The sequence below is a fragment of the Streptomyces sp. NPDC093261 genome, assembly GCF_044753645.1.
In the GTDB taxonomy this organism is placed as follows: domain Bacteria; phylum Actinomycetota; class Actinomycetes; order Streptomycetales; family Streptomycetaceae; genus Streptomyces.
The window spans coordinates 79,893-96,451 of record NZ_JBIVNO010000010.1; the positions used below are offsets into that span (position 1 = coordinate 79,893).

General features: G+C 72.9%; 15 protein-coding genes and 1 pseudogene. 7 read left to right on the forward strand and 9 right to left on the reverse strand.

Translation table 11 applies throughout. The features are described from left to right. Positions 1–51: 51 nt before the first annotated feature. The 5 genes from ACIP94_RS21560 to ACIP94_RS21580 form a co-directional block, all read right to left on the reverse strand. Positions 52–1,248, reverse strand: a complete 1,197-nt coding sequence (locus tag ACIP94_RS21560; RefSeq protein ID WP_402427776.1) for a CaiB/BaiF CoA transferase family protein — start codon at positions 1,246–1,248, stop codon at positions 52–54. Positions 1,249–1,378: 130 nt separating this feature from the next. Continuing rightward, the gene (locus ACIP94_RS21565) at positions 1,379–2,548 is read right to left on the reverse strand and encodes a type ISP restriction/modification enzyme (RefSeq protein ID WP_402427778.1); all 1,170 of its coding nucleotides are present in this window, start codon (positions 2,546–2,548) and stop codon (positions 1,379–1,381) included. 12 nt (positions 2,549–2,560) lie between these two features. Next, the gene (locus tag ACIP94_RS21570; RefSeq protein WP_402427781.1) at positions 2,561–3,310 is read right to left on the reverse strand and encodes a GntR family transcriptional regulator; all 750 of its coding nucleotides are present in this window, start codon (positions 3,308–3,310) and stop codon (positions 2,561–2,563) included. A 26-nt stretch (positions 3,311–3,336) separates the two neighbouring features. Continuing rightward, on the reverse strand, positions 3,337–4,677 hold the full coding sequence (gene hmgA / locus ACIP94_RS21575; protein ID WP_402427784.1) for a homogentisate 1,2-dioxygenase: 1,341 nt from the start codon (positions 4,675–4,677) through the stop codon (positions 3,337–3,339). Positions 4,678–4,874: 197 nt separating this feature from the next. Continuing rightward, entirely contained in the window at positions 4,875–5,306 is a 432-nt protein-coding gene (locus tag ACIP94_RS21580) for a nuclear transport factor 2 family protein (protein ID WP_402427787.1), read from the reverse strand. Positions 5,307–5,403: 97 nt separating this feature from the next. Here ACIP94_RS21580 and ACIP94_RS21585 point away from each other — a divergent pair, with 97 nt between their 5' ends. The 5 genes from ACIP94_RS21585 (at position 5,404) to ACIP94_RS21605 (ending at position 11,691) form a co-directional block, all read left to right on the forward strand. After that, entirely contained in the window at positions 5,404–5,982 is a 579-nt protein-coding gene (locus ACIP94_RS21585; protein WP_402427789.1) for a PadR family transcriptional regulator, read from the forward strand. Between the two features lie 84 nt (positions 5,983–6,066). Then, positions 6,067–6,687 carry a TetR family transcriptional regulator gene (locus ACIP94_RS21590; RefSeq protein WP_402427792.1) on the forward strand — a complete coding sequence of 207 codons (621 nt, stop codon included), beginning with the start codon at positions 6,067–6,069 and terminating at the stop codon, positions 6,685–6,687. A 152-nt stretch (positions 6,688–6,839) separates the two neighbouring features. After that, the gene (locus tag ACIP94_RS21595; RefSeq protein WP_402427794.1) at positions 6,840–9,158 is read left to right on the forward strand and encodes a molybdopterin oxidoreductase family protein; all 2,319 of its coding nucleotides are present in this window, start codon (positions 6,840–6,842) and stop codon (positions 9,156–9,158) included. A gap of 47 nt (positions 9,159–9,205) precedes the next feature. Further along, positions 9,206–10,603 carry an aldehyde dehydrogenase family protein gene (locus tag ACIP94_RS21600; protein ID WP_402427797.1) on the forward strand — a complete coding sequence of 466 codons (1,398 nt, stop codon included), beginning with the start codon at positions 9,206–9,208 and terminating at the stop codon, positions 10,601–10,603. 5 nt (positions 10,604–10,608) lie between these two features. Next, on the forward strand, positions 10,609–11,691 hold the full coding sequence (locus tag ACIP94_RS21605; RefSeq protein WP_402427799.1) for a Zn-dependent alcohol dehydrogenase: 1,083 nt from the start codon (positions 10,609–10,611) through the stop codon (positions 11,689–11,691). Positions 11,692–11,706: 15 nt separating this feature from the next. Here the strand turns inward: ACIP94_RS21605 and ACIP94_RS21610 are convergent, their stop codons facing one another. Next, on the reverse strand, positions 11,707–12,660 hold the full coding sequence (locus ACIP94_RS21610; RefSeq protein WP_402428465.1) for a DMT family transporter: 954 nt from the start codon (positions 12,658–12,660) through the stop codon (positions 11,707–11,709). Positions 12,661–12,937: 277 nt separating this feature from the next. Continuing rightward, positions 12,938–13,579: a TetR/AcrR family transcriptional regulator gene (locus tag ACIP94_RS21615; protein ID WP_402427802.1), complete on the reverse strand. Its 642-nt coding sequence runs from the start codon at positions 13,577–13,579 to the stop codon at positions 12,938–12,940. Between the two features lie 116 nt (positions 13,580–13,695). On the opposite strand from ACIP94_RS21615, the gene ACIP94_RS21620 reads away from it, so the two are divergent. Both ACIP94_RS21620 and ACIP94_RS21625 read left to right on the forward strand, forming a co-directional pair. Continuing rightward, positions 13,696–14,847 (forward strand): acyl-CoA dehydrogenase family protein, encoded by a 1,152-nt coding sequence (locus ACIP94_RS21620; RefSeq protein WP_402427805.1) that lies wholly within the window; start codon positions 13,696–13,698, stop codon positions 14,845–14,847. Positions 14,848–14,963: 116 nt separating this feature from the next. Then, a complete protein-coding gene (locus ACIP94_RS21625) occupies positions 14,964–15,590 on the forward strand; it encodes a TetR/AcrR family transcriptional regulator (protein ID WP_402427808.1) in 627 nt (208 codons plus the stop codon). Between the two features lie 13 nt (positions 15,591–15,603). Here the strand turns inward: ACIP94_RS21625 and ACIP94_RS21630 are convergent, their stop codons facing one another. Both ACIP94_RS21630 and ACIP94_RS21635 read right to left on the reverse strand, forming a co-directional pair. Continuing rightward, positions 15,604–16,065, reverse strand: a complete 462-nt coding sequence (locus tag ACIP94_RS21630; RefSeq protein WP_402427811.1) for a MaoC family dehydratase — start codon at positions 16,063–16,065, stop codon at positions 15,604–15,606. 147 nt (positions 16,066–16,212) lie between these two features. Continuing rightward, positions 16,213–16,530: pseudogene (locus ACIP94_RS21635) on the reverse strand (RNA ligase family protein); the annotation flags it as partial. Positions 16,531–16,559 lie beyond the last annotated feature (29 nt).

Sequence of the window (16,559 nt, forward strand, 5' to 3'; positions counted from 1 at the left end):
CACCGGCGTTCCTCGTGGCGCCCGCGACGCGGGCGCTCGCAAGGCCCGCGCTCAGGCCGCCACACCGTCCCGGCGCAACGCTGCGATCTCGTCGTCCGTCATCCCCACGGCACGCAGCAGCGCCTCGGTGTGCTCCCCGAGCGCGGGCACGTCCCCCATCCGCGCCTCGCTCCCGCCCGGCAGCGTGATCGGCGGCAGCAGTGCTCTGAGCGTCCCCACCTCGGTCCCCACCTCCCGCCACCGCTCCCGTGCCGCCAACTGCGGATGCCCGGCCAGCTCCCGCAGATCCCTCAGGCGCGCGCACGCGATGCCCGCCCGCTCCAGCCGGGCCATCGCCTCGTCGGCGTCCAGCGCGCTCAGCGCCTTGGCGACGAGCGCGTCCGTGCGTTCCCGATGGGCGACCCGCGCCGCGTTCGTGGCGCAGGCCGGGTCGTCCCCGAGCTCCGGCTGCCCGAGCACCTGTTCGGCGAGGCGCCGCCACTCCCGGTCGTTCTGCACGGACAGCAGCACCCGGCCGCCGTCCGCCGTCGGATAGGCGTCGTAGGGGGCGATGACGGCGTGCGCCAGCCCCGTGCGCGCCGGTGGTGTGCCGTCGTGCATCGTGTGGTGCAGCGGATGGCCCATCCACTCCGCCAGTGCCTCCAGCATGGAGATCTCCACCGGGCCGCCGCGCCCGGTCGTGCCCCGCCGGACCAGCGCCGCCAGCACCCCCGAGAAGGCGTACATGGCCGCAGCGATGTCGGCCGCGGGAATGCCCGCCTTGACGGGCTGCCCGGGCGTCCCGGTCACGGACACCAGCCCCGCCTCGCACTGCACGAGCATGTCGTACGCCCGCTTGTCCGCGTACGGCCCGGACGCCCCGTAGCCCGAGATGTCCACGGCCACCAGCCGCGGGTGCGCCGCGCACAGGGTGGCCGCGTCCAGGCCGAGCCGGGCCGCGGCCCCCTGGGCCAGGTTCTGCACGAACACGTCTGCGTCCGCGACCAGCCGCCGCACGACCTCCAGGCCGCGCGGATCCTTCAGATCCAGGGCGATCGACTCCTTGCCGCGGTTGCACCAGACGAAGTGCGAGGCCAGACCGCGGGCGGCGGTGTCGTAGCCGCGCGCGAAGTCACCGCCGTCGACCCGCTCGACCTTGATCACCCGGGCCCCGAGATCGGCGAGCTGGCGGGTGGCGAAGGGAGCGGAGACGGCCTGTTCGACGGCGACGACGGTGAGGCCCTCCAGGGGCAGCGGAAGACGGTCCATGGGCGGGATCATGACCCGCGGAAGGCGGCCTTGTCAGCAGGTTCGTCGCCGGGGCCCCGCGATGGAGGATCCCGGTCCGGGTGCCGGCGAACCGGAACAGCAGCGTCGAGGACCCGGGCCAGGCCGTGGCCTAGAGCAGTGCGAACTGCCCCTCCGGGCCCTCCTCGTGGTGGTCGAGCACGGAGGCGGGGCGGCGGGCCGCGTCCGGGACCGGCAGGACGCCCGCCCCGCGCAGGTCCCCGGCCGTGACGGGCTCACCCGGTGTCAGTTCCGCACGCGCCGGCCCCAGCTCGGCGAGCAGCGCCAGCACCGTGATCAGCTCCAGCAGCTCCGACGTCCAGGCCTGAGACCAGGTCGCGGGGCGGATCGCCGTCAGCGTGCCGGGCTGCCCCTGCGCGGTGCGGGCCGCGAACCACTGCTCCAGGACGCGAACCCCGCCCGCCTCGAAGTCCCAGGCCTGAGGCGGCACGGGCGAGATACGGCCCTCGTCGAGCTGGAGGGTCTCCTCGGCGGGGTCGTAGCGCAGGGTCAGGGGCCGGGAGGGGAGTGGGGCGCGGACATAGGGGCGGCGGCCGCCCGGCATCTTGGGGCGCTCGCCGTCGCGCCGCATCAGCCACAGCGTGCGGCGGCCCAGCTCCACGCCGCGGGACCAGTGCTCGGGGCTCGCGGTGAGGGGGACGGCAAGCCCCTTCGGCCCGGGGCGCGCCATCGCCGTGATCCAGGCGAGCACGTCCACCGGGGTGGGCCTCAGGCCCAGACGGCCGCGCAGATGCTCCAGCAGGCCGGGCGCCAGATTGGGTTCCGCGCCGCCGGGGCGGCGATACAGCGGGCGGATGCGGCCGGGGCGCAGGAGCGGCAGCAGGGACGTCGCGAGCAGGGCGGGGCCGCCCGGGTCCGCAGCCGTCTCCACGACGAACACCTGGTGCTCGTCCGCGACGCGCCACAGCTCGGGCCGGGCCGTGTCGATGAGGCGGTGGTCGGGGATCAGCCACTGCTCGTCGAAGGGGGCCGACAGGACGCGGACCGGCTCCGGGCAGGGCCCGGCGGCGCGCGCCAGCTTCTCCGTGCCGCTGGAGTGGCCCGGCAGCTGTCCGACCGCCGAGTGCAGGGTGCGGGCGCGCGTCGGCTCGAACAACGCCTCGCGGTCGGGCCCTTCGGCCTTCACCAAGGCGTCCCACCGCGCCCTCAGACACGCCGCGTCGGGCGCCGACGGCCAGGCACGGCCCGGCCGCACAGGTGCGACGGACCACGGCATGAGGTCCGCGAGCAGCGGAGCGTCGTCGTGCGTCACGCCGGGCATCGTACGACGTGCTCAGGTGGCCTCGAGGGTGACCGTGAAGGAGAAGCGGTCCCCCCGGTAGTGGATCACCGCCACGTCCAGGGCCCGCCCGCAGGTGTCGTAGGTGACACCCGTGTAGTGCAGGATCGGGCTGAGCAGCGGGACGTTCAGCAACTGTGCCGTCTCCGGATCCGCGAGCCGGGCCTCCACCGTGTCCGTGATGCGGCTGATGTCCGCGCCGGCCACGTCCCGCAGCACCTTGGTCATCGGCCAGCGCAGCAGGTCCTCGCGGTCGATGCGGTCCGCCAGCTCCGGACGGACGTAGTTGCGCGCGTGGTTGGTGGGCTCGCCGGTCTTCTCGTCGCTGCGCAGCCGGTGATACGTCGCCACCTCGACGAGATCCGGGAAGTGCTCGGCCAGTTCGGCCGGCACCGGCACCGTGCCCCGGTCCAGCAGCTCGGTCGTCATGCCGGACTGCTGGGCCACGATCGCGTCCACCGAGCCCAGCAGGCGCACGGGGGTGCCTCTTGTGGCGCTGGGCTCGATGAACGTGCCGCGCCGGCGGTGGCGGCTGATCAGCCCTTCGTCCTCCAGCTCCTTCAGCGCCTGCCGCATGGTCAGCACGCTCACCCCGTAGTGCCCTGCCAGCTGCTCCTCGGTGGGCAGACGCAGCGGGTCCTGGGCCGAGCGGCCGAGTATCGAGGCGCGCAGCGACTGCGACACCTGGTACCAGAGCGGCAGCTTGCGGTTCAGAACGATCGAGTCGGGGGCAAAGGAGGTCACGGGCTATCCGTACCTGTCGGCGGCGCTCAGTGCAACGGGCGGTAGTGACGTTCGAGGCCCTGCCATACGTCGTCGTACGCGTGTTGCAGGTGCGCGGCGCCGGCCGCGTGCGGCGTCAGGGTCACCGGCCAGCGGGTCTCGAACATGAACGCCAGCCCGTCGTCGATCTTCTGGGGCCGCAGCTCGGCCGCGCTCGCCTTCTCGAACGTCTCCCGGTCCGGGCCGTGCGCCGACATCATGTTGTGCAGCGAGCCCCCGCCCGGTACGAAGCCCTCCGCCTTGGCGTCGTAGGCGCCCTCGATGAGCCCCATGTACTCGCTCATCACGTTCCGGTGGAAGTACGGCGGCCGGAAGGTGTTCTCGCCCACCAGCCAGCGCGGCGCGAACACCACGAAGTCGACGCCCGCCAGGCCGGGGGTGTCGCTCGGCGAGGTCAGCACCGTGAAGATCGACGGGTCGGGGTGGTCGTAGCTGATGGTGCCGATCACATTGAAGCGGCGGAGGTCGTAGACGTAGGGCACATGGTTTCCGTGCCAGGCGACGACATCGAGCGGTGAGTGGTCGTAGACGGCCGTCCAGAGGTTGCCGCAGAACTTGTTCACCACCTCGACCGGTCCCTCGACGTCCTCGTACGCCGCGACCGGGGCCCGGAAGTCACGGGCGTTCGCCAGTCCGTTGGCGCCGATCGGGCCGAGGTCGGGCAGGCGAAAGGGGGCGCCGTAGTTCTCGCAGACGTAGCCGCGGGCCGTCGGGCCCGGTCCGCCGTCGGAGCCGGTGTCGAGGAGCTCCACACGGAAGCGGACGCCGCGCGGGACGAGCGCGACCTCGGCGGGCTCCACATGCAGCATCCCGAACTCGGTGTGCAGCAGCAGCCCGCCGCGCTCCGGCACGATCAGCAGTTCGCCGTCCGCGTCGCTGAAGACACGCTCCATGGAGGCGTTGGCGTGATAGAGGTGCACGGCCATGCCGGTGCGCTGGGTGGCGTCGCCGTTGCCGCCGAGGGTCCACAGGCCGGCGAGGAAATCCGTCCCCGCCGCCGGCTCGGGCAGCGGGTTCCAGCGCAGCCGGTTCGGGTCGGGCACCGTCTCCGTGAAGGGGGCCGAGCGGAGCGTGCCGTTGTCGGCGCGGGTGAACGCGGGGTGGGCCGCCGAGGGGCGGATGCGGTACAGCCATGAACGGCGGTTGTGCGCCCTCGGCTCGGTGAACGCCGTACCGCTCAGCTGCTCCGCGTACAGCCCGAGCGGGGCGCGCTGGGGGGAGTTGCGGCCCTCGGGCAGTGCGCCCGGGACCGCCTCCGAGCTGTGCTCGTTGCCGAAACCTGAGAGGTACGACAGCCCCTCCGCGGTCTTCCTCGCGTCCCCGCTCATCACCGCTCCCTCGTCGCTGATTCCTATGCATCACCGTAGGATTCACGGGTCGGACGCGCAAGGGGGAGCGGCGTGTGAGAGGGCCGCGCGCCACTTCCGGAGGGCAACGGAATCAGGCTCCAGGGGGATCGGCCGGCCCGGGTGGCCGCCCTACCGAGGCCCCTCCCGGGGCCTGCGGCGACGGGCAGGGGGTGCGTCTACCGACCGGAGGGCGCCGGTACGAGGCCGTCCGCGACCAGGCCGGCGAGGACCGCTTCGCCGAGGGCGTGGACGGCGGACCGGGGGCGGACCATGACGGTGAACTCCTTGATCCGGCCGTGGTCGTCGAAGTGCAGCAGGTCTGTCCCGTGGATCTCCTTGCCTCCCACCCTGGCGCGGAAGAGCAGCACCTCCGACGGGGCGGACGTGCCGTCGGCGCTGGTCTGCGCGGAGCCGGTGTACCGGCCGATGTAACGGAAGTCCTCGAACGTGCGCAGCAGGACCCCGAAGAGGCCCAGCACCATCGGCTTGCCCGTGAAGGGGGCGAATGTGACGGGGCTGTAGAAGCGGATGTCCTCCGTGAACAGGTCGTCCAGGGCCGCGAGGTCCCGGTTGTCGACGGCGGCACGGAATCGCTCGGCAGCGTTCATGGCGCGCTCACCTTTCCCAGTCATGGATGTGATTAGTCATTTTCATGACTATCATGAGTGTGCGTCCGGCGGGCAGGGGTGGGAAGGAGGCGATCCGATGGCGCTACGGCACGCCGTGCTGGCGGCGCTGCTCGACGGGGAACTCAGCGGATACCAGCTGGCCAAGGCGTTCGACCTGGGTGTGGCGAACTTCTGGCACGCCCGGCCGCAACAGCTCTACGCCGAGCTGACCCGCCTGGAGAAGGACGGCCTCATCGCGGGCCGGGCGGTGGTCCAGGAGACCCGCCCCACCAAGCGCCTGTTCCATGTGACCGATGCCGGGCTGGCGGAACTGGAGGAGTTCACGGCCGCGTCCGCGAAGCCCTCCTTCATCCGCGACGATCTGCTCGTCAAGGTCCAGGCCGCCGACCACGTCGACCCCGAGACCCTGATCGCCCGGCTCGCGGAGCGTGTCGCCTTCGCCCAGGCCAAGATCGACCTCTTCGGCACGCTGCTCCGCGGCATGCGCGGTGACCGTACGGAGGAGGAGTTCCTGTGCCACGGCCGTCGCATCGGCCCGTACCTGACGTGCCTGCGCGGCCTGGCCTTCGAGCAGGGCAACCGCGACTGGTGCGAGCGCACCCTCACCGTCCTGCGGGAGAGGCGGGAGACCCGGCCCCCCAAGGGCAGAGGCTGACTCTGCCGGGTGCTCGATGAGTGTGGGGGCCATCGGACTTCGTACAGACGGGCGAGGTTCACCGGTCCCCGGCGGAGAGGCATCATGAAGCCCGTGCCCCATGCGACATCGCTGCGCCGCGCGCCCGTCCAGCGCCGTAGCGCGGAACGACTGACCAGAATCCTCGACGCCTGTGCCGAGCTGCTCGACGAGGTCGGCTACGACGCCCTGAGCACCCGGGCCGTGGCCCTGCGCGCGGGCGTGCCCATCGGCTCCGTGTACCGCTTCTTCGGCAACAAGCGGGCGATGGCCGACGCCCTCGCCGAACGCAACCTGGAACGCTACACCGAGCGCGTCACCCGCCGCCTCGCCGAGGATGCGGGCGAGGGGGGCTGGCGGGCGGCCATGGACGCGGTGCTCGACGAGTACCTGGACATGAAGCGCACGGCACCCGGCTTCTCCCTCGTCGACTTCGGCAACCAGATCCCGGTCGGCGCCCGCTACGCCGAGCCCAACCACCGGGTCGCCGACCGTCTTTCGGACCTTCTGTCGGCGTATATCGACCGCGAACCCGACGAGGACCTGCGGCGGATGTTCCTGGTCGCGGTGGAGACGGCCGACACCCTGGTCCATCTGGCCTTCCGGGTGGACCCCGGGGGTGACGAGGGGATCATCGCGGAGGCGCGCGCGCTGCTGCGGGCCTATCTGGAGCGGGCTTTGGACTGAGGGCCGGCACGACGGCCGGGGGGGGAGCGCCTGCGCCGGGGACTGCCGGGGGTGGGGAGGGGGCGCGCGCCGCCACCCCTCCCCTCCATTCATACTGGTCGGTATGCTCAGCCCTGTCCGTGCGCCACCGCCGCCACCCTCCGGGAGGACCCGTGCCCCGCACCGCTCTGCGTATATGCCCCCTCTGCGAGGCCACCTGCGGGCTGACGCTCACCGTCGACGGCACCCGGGTCACCGGCGCCCGCGGCGACCGGGACGACGTGTTCAGCAAGGGCTTCATCTGCCCGAAGGGCGCCTCCTTCGGGGCCGCCGACGCCGACCCCGACCGGCTGCGCACGCCGCTCGTGCGCCGGGACGGAGTCCTGCGCGAGGCCACCTGGGAGGAGGCGTTCGACGCCGTCGCCGCCGGACTGCGGCCGGTCGTCGAGCGGTACGGGCCGCACGCCGTCGGCGTCGTCCTCGGCAACCCCAATGTGCACACCGTGGCCGGCGGCCTCTACCCGCCCCTGCTGCTGGCCGGCCTGCGCACCCACAGCCTCTTCTCGGCCTCCACGCTCGACCAGATGCCCAAGCACGTCTCCAGCGGACTGCTGTACGGCGACGCGGGCGCCATCCCCGTGCCCGACCTCGACCGCACCGGCCATCTGCTGCTCATCGGCGCCAACCCCCTGGAGTCCAACGGAAGTCTGTGCACCGCCCCCGACTTCCCCGGCAGGCTCAGGGCGCTCAAGGCCCGCGGTGGCACCCTCACCGTGATCGACCCGCGCCGCACCCGCACCGCCCGGCTGGCCGACCGCCATGTCGCCGTCCGCCCGGGCACCGACGCCCTGCTGCTCGCGGCGATGACCCACGTCCTGTTCGAGGAGGACCTCGTCGACCTGGGACACCTCGCCCCGCACGTCCAAGGCGTCGGGGAAGTGGCCGCCGCCGTCCGGGACTTCACGCCCGAGGCCGTCGCCGAGGCGTGTGACGTCGAGGCGGACACCATCCGCGCCCTCGCCCGGGAGCTGGCCGCCGCGCCCACCGCCGCCGTCTACGGCCGCATCGGCAGCTGCACCGTGCCGCACGGCACCCTCGCCAGCTGGCTGGTCGACGTGCTCAACATCCTCACCGGCAATCTGGACCGGCCGGGCGGCGCGCTCTTCCCGCTCTCGGCCACCGACAAGACCCCCCGCCCCGCCGGGCCCGGACGCGGCTTCGCGCTCGGCCGCTGGCACTCGCGGGTGCGCCGGCACCCCGAGGCCAAGGGCGAGCTGCCGATCTCCGCGCTGGCGGAGGAGATCGACACCGCCACCGACGAGGGCAGCCCGGTCCGCGCCGTCATCGCGATCGCCGCCAACCCCGTGCTCTCCGCCCCGGACGGCGACCGCCTGGACAAGGCGCTCGGCACGCTCGACTTCATGGTCAGCGTCGACCCGTACCTCAACGAGACCTCGCGCCACGCGCACGTCGTGCTGCCCCCGCCCCCGCCCTCCCAGTCGCCGCACTTCGACTTCGCCTTCAACGCCCTCGCCGTACGCAACCAGGTCCGCTACACCCGCGCCGCCGTCCCCCTGGAGCCCGGCCGCATGCCGGAGACCGAGATCCTCGCCCGGCTGGTCCTCGCCGCCACTGACTGGGGTCTTCCCCGCTCGGGCGAAGCCGAGAGCTCGGGGGCGCATGGTGCGGATCCCGCCTCCGTCGACTCCCTGGTCATCGAGCAGACCCTGGGCAAGGCGGTCGCCTCGCCCCACTCGCCCGTCCACGGCCGCGATCCACGCGAACTGGTGGCGCAGCTCACCGGGGAGAACGGCCCCGAGCGGCGACTGGACCTGATGCTGCGCCTCGGCCCCTACGGCGACGGGTTCGGCTCCCGGCCCGACGGGCTCAGCCTCGAGAAGCTGCTCGCCCATCCGCACGGCATCGACCTCGGCCCGCTGAAGCCCCGTCTGCCGCAGCCGCTGAAGACCGCGAGCGGCAAGGTCGAACTGCTGCCGGAGCCGATCGCGGGCGACCTGCCGCGCCTGAAGCGGGCCCTGGGCGAGCGCGCCACCGACCTGGTGCTCGTCGGACGGCGCCATCTGCGGTCCAACAACAGCTGGCTGCACAACGTGCCCGCGCTGACGGGCGGTTCCAACCGGTGCACCCTGCATGTCCACCCCGAGGACGCGGAGCGCCTCGGGCTCGCCGACGGCGCGCCGGTCCGGGTCAGGGGCGCCGGGGGAGCGGTGACCGCGCCCGTCGAGATCACCGACACCGTCCGGCGCGGGGTGGTGAGCCTTCCGCACGGCTGGGGCCACAACCGGCCCGGCACCCGGATGAGGCACGCCGCACTCGACCCCGGCGTCAACGTCAACCAGCTTCTCGACGGCAGCCTGCTCGACCCGCTGTCGGGCACCGCGGTGCTCAACGGGGTGCCCGTCGACGTTCTGCCGCTCGACACACCGAGTCGACCGGCCTCGTCGGCCCGGCCCCTGGCGCCACAAAACTAACGCCGCTAGTTTAGGGGCCCGGATGTGGCCCGGCCGGAAGGACGACGATGAAGGCACATGACGGCATGTACATCGACGGCGCCTGGCGCCCCGCCTCGGGGCGGGACACCATCGACGTCGTAAACCCGGCCGACGAGCAGGTCATCGGCAGGGTGCCGGCGGGCACCGCCGAGGACGTCGACGCCGCCGTCCAGGCCGCGCGGACCGCCCTCCCGGCATGGGCCGCCACGCCGCCCTCCCGGCGGGCCGAGCTCCTCACCGCCCTGACGGAGGTGCTCGTCGCCCGCCAGGAGGAGATCGCCGAGACCGTCACCGCGGAGCTGGGATCGCCGCCGGCGTTCTCCCGGACCGTGCAGGCGGGCCTGCCGATCGCGGTGGCGGGCTCGTACGCCGAACTCGCCGCCACCCATGCCTACGAGGAGAAGGTCGGCAACTCCGTCGTGTACCACGAGCCGGTCGGCGTCGTGGGTGCCATCACCCCCTGGAACTACCCCCTCCACCAGATCGTCGCCAAGGTCGCCCCGGCCCTCGCGGCCGGCTGCACCGTCGTCCTCAAGCCCGCCGAGGACACCCCGCTGACCGCCCAGCTCTTCGCGGAGGCGGTGCACGAGGCGGGCGTACCGGCCGGGGTGTTCCAGCTCGTCACCGGCCTCGGCCCGGTCGCGGGCCAGGCGCTCGCCGGACACGAGGGCGTCGACCTGGTCTCGTTCACCGGATCCACGGCGGTGGGCCGGCGGATCGGCGCGACCGCGGGCGCGGCCGTCAAGAGGGTCGCCCTGGAGCTGGGCGGCAAGTCGGCGAACGTCATCCTGCCGAGCGCGGACCTGGCCCGGGCGGTGAACGTCGGCGTCGCGAACGTGATGGCCAACTCCGGCCAGACATGCAGCGCCTGGACCAGGATGCTGGTGCACCGGGACCGGTACGAGGAGGCGGTCGCCCTGGCCGCCGCGGCCGCGGACAAGTACGGCGACCGCATCGGCCCGCTGGTGAGCGCCCGGCAGCAGGCCCGGGTGCGCGGTTACATCGACCAGGGTGTGGCTCAGGGGGCGCGACTGGTCGCGGGCGGCCCGGACGCCCCCCGCGAGCGCGGCTACTACGTCCGGCCCACCGTCTTCGCCGACGTCACCCCGGAGATGACGATCGCCCAGGAGGAGATCTTCGGCCCGGTGCTGTCGATCCTGCGCTACGAGGACGAGGAGGACGCCCTGCGGATCGCCAACGGCACGGTCTACGGACTCGCCGGCGCCGTCTGGGCGGGCGACGACGCGGAGGCGGCCGCGTTCGCGCGCGGGCTGGAGACCGGTCAGGTCGACATCAACGGCGGCCGCTTCAACCCCCGGGCGCCCTTCGGCGGCTACAAGCAGTCGGGGGTGGGCCGCGAGCTGGGTACGCACGGGCTCGCCGAGTACCTCCAGACCAAGTCCCTCCAGTTCCAGGAAGGCTGAGCGAGATGGTCCGTGCCGCTGTCCTGCCCGCCGTCGGTGCCCCGCTGGAGATCACGCGCATCGAGCTGCCGGAACCGGGCCCCGGCCGGGTCCGTGTCCGGCTGGCCGCCGCCGGGGTGTGCCACTCCGACCTGTCGCTGTCCGACGGCACCATGCGGGTGCCGGTGCCCGCGGTCCTCGGACACGAGGGCGCGGGGACGGTGGTGTCCGTGGGAGAGGGCGTCACCCATGTCGCGCCGGGCGACGGGGTCGTCCTCAACTGGGCGCCGTCCTGCGGCGGTTGCCACGCCTGCGCACGGGGCGAGGTGTGGCTGTGCGCGAACGCGCTGAACGGCTCCGGGGACGTCCACGCCCGTCGCGCGGACGACGGAAGCGAGCTGCACCCCGGCCTCAATGTGGCCGCGTTCGCCGAGGAGACGGTGGTGGCGGCCTCCTGCGTGCTGCCGGCGCCGGACGGAGTGCCGCTCGCCGACGCGGCCCTGCTCGGCTGCGCCGTGCTCACCGGCTACGGGGCCGTGCACCACGCGGCCCGGGTGCGGCCGGGGGAGACGGTGGCCGTGTTCGGCGTCGGCGGGGTGGGCCTCGCGGCCGTGCAGGCGGCCCGGATCGCGGGCGCGGAGCGGATCGTCGCGATCGACGTCTCCCCCGCCAAGGAGGAGCTGGCCCGGCGGGCGGGCGCCACCGACTACCTGCTCGCCTCCGACACCACACCGCGCGAGATCCGCGGGCTCACGGACAAGCAGGGCGTCGACGCGGCGGTGGAGTGCGTGGGCCGCGCGGCCACCATTCGCGCGGCCTGGGAGTCCACGCGCCGCGGCGGCCGCACGACGGTCGTCGGCATCGGCGGCAAGGACCAGCAGGTCACCTTCAACGCCCTGGAGATCTTCCACTGGGGCCGCACCCTGTCGGGCTGCGTCTACGGCAACTCGAACCCGGCCGAGGACCTGCCGGCCCTGGCCGGGCATGTGGTCTCGGGCCGCCTTGATCTGGGGGCGCTGGTGACGGAACGCATCTCGCTGGAGGGGATCCCGGGCGCGTTCGAGAACATGCTGGCGGGCAGGGGAGGCCGGGCGCTGGTGGTGTTCTAGGCCCCGACAGACCCCTCAGGACTCGGCGGCCGGCAACCGGTCGGGCGTGGTGTGCGGGCTCCCGGGCGCGGTGCGCGGGCCCGGGACCGGGACCGGGCGGCGGGGACGGGACCGCGACACCGCCACGCCCGCCAGGCAGAGCAGGCCTCCCCCGAGCGTCAGCGCTCCCGGCACCTCACCGAGGAGCAGCCAGGACATGAGGACGACCAGCGCGGGCACGGCGTACGTCGTCGCGCCCATGCGGCTCGCCGTCGTACGGGCCAGGGCGTACGCCCAGGTCGTGAAGGCGAGCGCGGTCGGGAAGACGCCCAGGTACACCATGTTGAGCGTCGCGGACAGGGGCGCGTGGGCCGCGTCGTGGATCAGCTGCCCCGCGAACGGCAGACAGCCGATCGCGCCGACGAGGCAGCCGAACGTCGTCACCTGGAGCGCGGTGGCCGACCCCAGCGCGGGCTTCTGCGCGACGACCCCGGCGGCGTACGCCATCGCGGCCAGCAGACAGAGCACCACCCCGAGCACCGAGGAACCGCCGTCCCCCGACATCGACAACCCCACGGTCACGGCACCGGCGAAGGACACCGCCATCCCCGCGAGCAGCCGCGGCGGCATCGGATCCCCGAGCAGCCGCGCGCCGAGCAGCGCGATCAGCAGGGGCCCGACATTGACCACCAGGGCCGCCGTACCCGCGTCGACCCGCTGCTCGCCCCAGTTGAGGACCACCATGTAGAAGCCGAACCACAGCAGCCCGGACAGTGCGATGCCGCGCCACGCGGCCCGCGGCGGCAGCCCCTCCCGCCGTATCAGACAGAGCAGCCCGAGCGTCAGGGCCCCGGCCAGCAGCCGTCCGAGCGCCAGCGCGCCCGGCGCGTACGCGGCGCCCGCACTGCGGATGGAGACGAAGGCCGAGGCCCAGAGCAGCACGGTCACCGTGGCCGCGCCCGCGGCCGGCCGGGAGGGGGAGACGTTCATCATGCTCCAGAGGCTAGGAGGGGCGACGAGGGGAGTGCTCGCGGTTTTCGGACGGGAAGTCGGCGCTCACCGCACCGCCGGTAGGGGACGCTCACCGCGGCGCCGGTAGGGCCGCTCACGCAGCGCCGCCGCCTCGATGCCCAGCAGCGCGGACAGCACCCAAGCATGCGCCAGGGACACTTCGGCGCCCGCCGAAGGGTGCCGAGCGCCCGTCCCCCGGATGGCCGGGCCCGTTCCGCAGCCTGGCGAGCCCGTTCCTCTGCCCGCCGAACCGGTTCTACGCGGTTCGGCTGATCTGCCGGTACTGCTGCTCCAGCCCGTCCAGCAGCGCCGTGAGCCCTGTCTCGAAGGCCCGGTCGTCGATCTTCTCCTGCTGCTCGGCGAGGCGGTGGGCCTGACCGAGGTGCGGGTAGTCGGCGGGGTCGTACGCCGTCGCGTCGTCCACGAAGCCGCCCGCGAACGAGCCGAGCGCGGAGCCCATGACGAAGTAGCGCATCAGCGCGCCGATGGAGGTGGCCTGCGCGGGCGGCCAGCCCGCGTCGACCATGGCGCCGTAGACGGCGTCCGCGAGGCGCAGGGCGGCCGGACGGCGGCCGGGGCCGCGGGCCAGGACCGGCACGATGTTCGGGTGGTCGCGCAGGGCGGCCCGGTAGGAGACCGCCCAGTCGTGCAGGGCCCTCCGCCAGGGCCGGCCGCTCTCGAACATCGACAGGTCGACCTGGGCGCTCACCGAGTCAGCCACCGCCTCCAGGATCTGGTCCTTGGTGCGGAAGTGGTTGTACAGGGAGGGGCCGCTCACCCCGAGTTCCGCGGCGAGGCGACGCGTGGAGACGGCCGTGAGGCCCTCCGCGTCCACCAGCGCCCGCGCCGTGGCGACGATGCGGTCGGTGCTCAGGAGGGGCTTGCGCGGTCGGGCCATGGCGCACATAGTAGGGCTGTACCCATAAACTAGCAGTGCTAATTTAAAGGTGCGGATTTCAAAGACCTCCGGGATCCTCTCCCGGCTTCCCGGACCTTCCCTTGGGGTGACGCGTCATGAATCTGGAGCTCAGCGAGGAGCAGGACGCCGTACGGCGACTGGCCGAGGACTTCGTGGCCCGGGAGGTCGCCCCGCACGTCGTCGACTGGGACCGGGCCGAGGAGGTGGACCGCGGCATCGTCGGGAAGCTGGGCAAGGTCGGCTTCCTCGGGCTCACCATCGACGAGGAGTACGGCGGTTCGGGCGGCGACCACCTCGCGTACTGCCTGGTGACCGAGGAACTGGGCCGCGGCGACTCGTCCGTGCGCGGGATCGTCTCCGTCTCCCTCGGTCTCGTCGCCAAGACCATCGCCGCCTGGGGCAGCGAGGAGCAGAAGCGGCGGTGGCTGCCGGGGCTCACCTCCGGCGCGTACGTGGGCTGCTTCGGCCTCACCGAGCCCGGCACCGGCTCCGACGCGGGCAACCTCACCACCAGGGCGGTCCGCGACGGCGGCGACTATGTCGTCAACGGCACCAAGATGTTCATCACGAACGGCACCTGGGCCGACGTCGTGCTCCTGTTCGCCCGCTCCACGGATGCCCCGGGCCACCGGGGTGTCTCCGCCTTCCTGGTGCCGACCGACACCCCCGGCCTCACCCGCCGCCCGGTCCACGGCAAGCTCGGCCTGCGCGGCCAGGCCACCGCCGAACTGGTCTTCGAGGATGTGCGGGTGCCGGCCTCCGCGCTGCTGGGTCCCGAGGGAAAGGGCTTCACCGTCGCCATGTCCGCGCTCGCCAAGGGGCGCATGTCGGTCGCGGCGGGCTGTGTCGGCATCGCCAGGGCCGCTCTGGACGTAGCCGTCCGGTACGCGGGCGAGCGTGAGCAGTTCGGCCGGTCCATCGCCCACCACCAGCTTGTCCAGGAACTCCTCAGTGACATCGCCGTCGACGTGGACGCGGCGCGACTGCTGACCTGGCGGGTCGCCGATCTGATCGACCGGGGGCTGCCCTTCGCGGTCGAGTCCTCCAAGGCCAAGCTCTTCGCCTCCGAGGCGGCCGTGCGGGCCGCGAACAACGCCCTCCAGGTCTTCGGCGGCTACGGCTACATCGACGAGTACCCGGCGGGCAAGCTCCTGCGTGACGCCCGGGTGATGACCCTCTACGAAGGCACGAGCCAGATCCAGAAGCTGGTCATAGGGCGCGCGCTGACCGGGGTTTCGGCGTTCTGACGCGAGCCGACAGGGCTTTTCGGCCTTCCTCTCGCTCCACCGGGCGGGCAGGCTAAGCGCTCGCTCACCTTCGGCGGTATGGTGTGAGTCCGGCCGGTGAGAGGGGCGAGAGAGCGATGACTACGGCGCAGGAGACGGGCGACCTCGAGGCGCAGCCGTGGGCCGAGGTCACCCCGGACGCGGCCCGGCGGCTGCTCGTGGCCGCCGTGGAGGCCTTCGCCGAGCGCGGCTACCACGCGACCACGACCCGCGACATCGCGGGCCGGGCCGGCATGAGCCCGGCCGCGCTCTACATCCACTACAAGACCAAGGAAGAGCTGCTTCACCGCATCAGCCGCATCGGGCACGAGAAGGCCCTCGAGATCCTGCGGACGGCGGCCCGGCGCGAGGGCACCGCGACCGAGCGGCTCGCCGACGCCGTGAGCTCCTTCGTCCGCTGGCACGCCGGGGGACGTACCACCGCCCGGGTCGTGCAGTACGAGCTGGACTCGCTCGGCCCGGACGCCCGGGCCGAGATCCAGGCCCTGCGCCGTCAGGTGGACGCCGAGGTGCGCGGGATCATCGAGGACGGGGTGGCCACGGGCGAGTTCGACGTGCTGGACGTGCGCGGCACGACACTGGCCGTGCTCTCCCTGTGCATCGACGTGGCCCGCTGGTTCAACCTCGACGGCCCCCGCACCCCCGAAGAGGTCGGCGCGCTCTACGCCGACCTCGTGCTGCGGATGGTCGGGGTGCGGACGTAGCCGCCCGTCCCGCTCAGAAGTAGTAGCGCGCGACCGACTCGGCCACGCACACCGGCTTGTCGCCGCCCTCGCGCTCCACGGTGAAGGCCACGGCCACCTGTACCCCGCCGGGTACGTCCTCGACACCGGTGATCGTCGCGGTGGCGCGCAGCCGGGAGCCGACCGGTACGGGCGCGGGGAAACGGACCTTGTTCGTCCCGTAGTTGACGCCCATCTTCACGCCCTCGACGCTGATCAGCTGCGGCCCGAAGAGGGGGAGCAGTGACAGCGTGAGATAGCCGTGCGCGATGGTGGTGCCGAAGGGACCCGAGGCCGCCTTCTCGGGGTCGACATGGATCCACTGGTGGTCGCCCGTGGCCTCCGCGAACAGGTCGATCCGCTTCTGGTCGATTTCCAGCCAGTCGGTGTACCCCAGCGGCTCGCCCACCGCCGCCTTCAGTGCGTCGGCGGACGTGAAGGTCCTCGGCTCTGCCATGTTCCCGGCCTCTCGCGTGATGACGTCAGTATACCTAAGCAACTGCTTAGCATGGTCGGGTACGGGACCCGTGTCAACGGACCGGGCCACACCAGACGGCCGGCGCCGGGCCGGCCGGGGCTGCCGCCGAACGGCCCCGGCCCGCGCTCACTCGTACTCGGTGCCACCCTTGCGTGTCAGATAGGCCGGGCCGACAGCCGGGCTGACGGCCTTCGCGATCGCCCGTCCCCCGGTCACCGGGCTGTACCGCTCGATGGCCGGCCGGATCACCACGCCCTCCCGCAGATGCAGTTCCCGCCCCGAGGCGGGCTTCCGTCCCGTGGCGTACTCCAGTACCCGCACGATGTCGTACGGACCCTCGAACAGGCGTGGCACCAGGGCGAGTTCACCGTGGAGCAGCTCCCTGGTGTCCAGCCGGCGGGGCGTCCCGTCGATCTCCGCGGACACATGGAAGACGGCGTACCCCGGGTGTCGACATCGGGATTCCTGGGGTT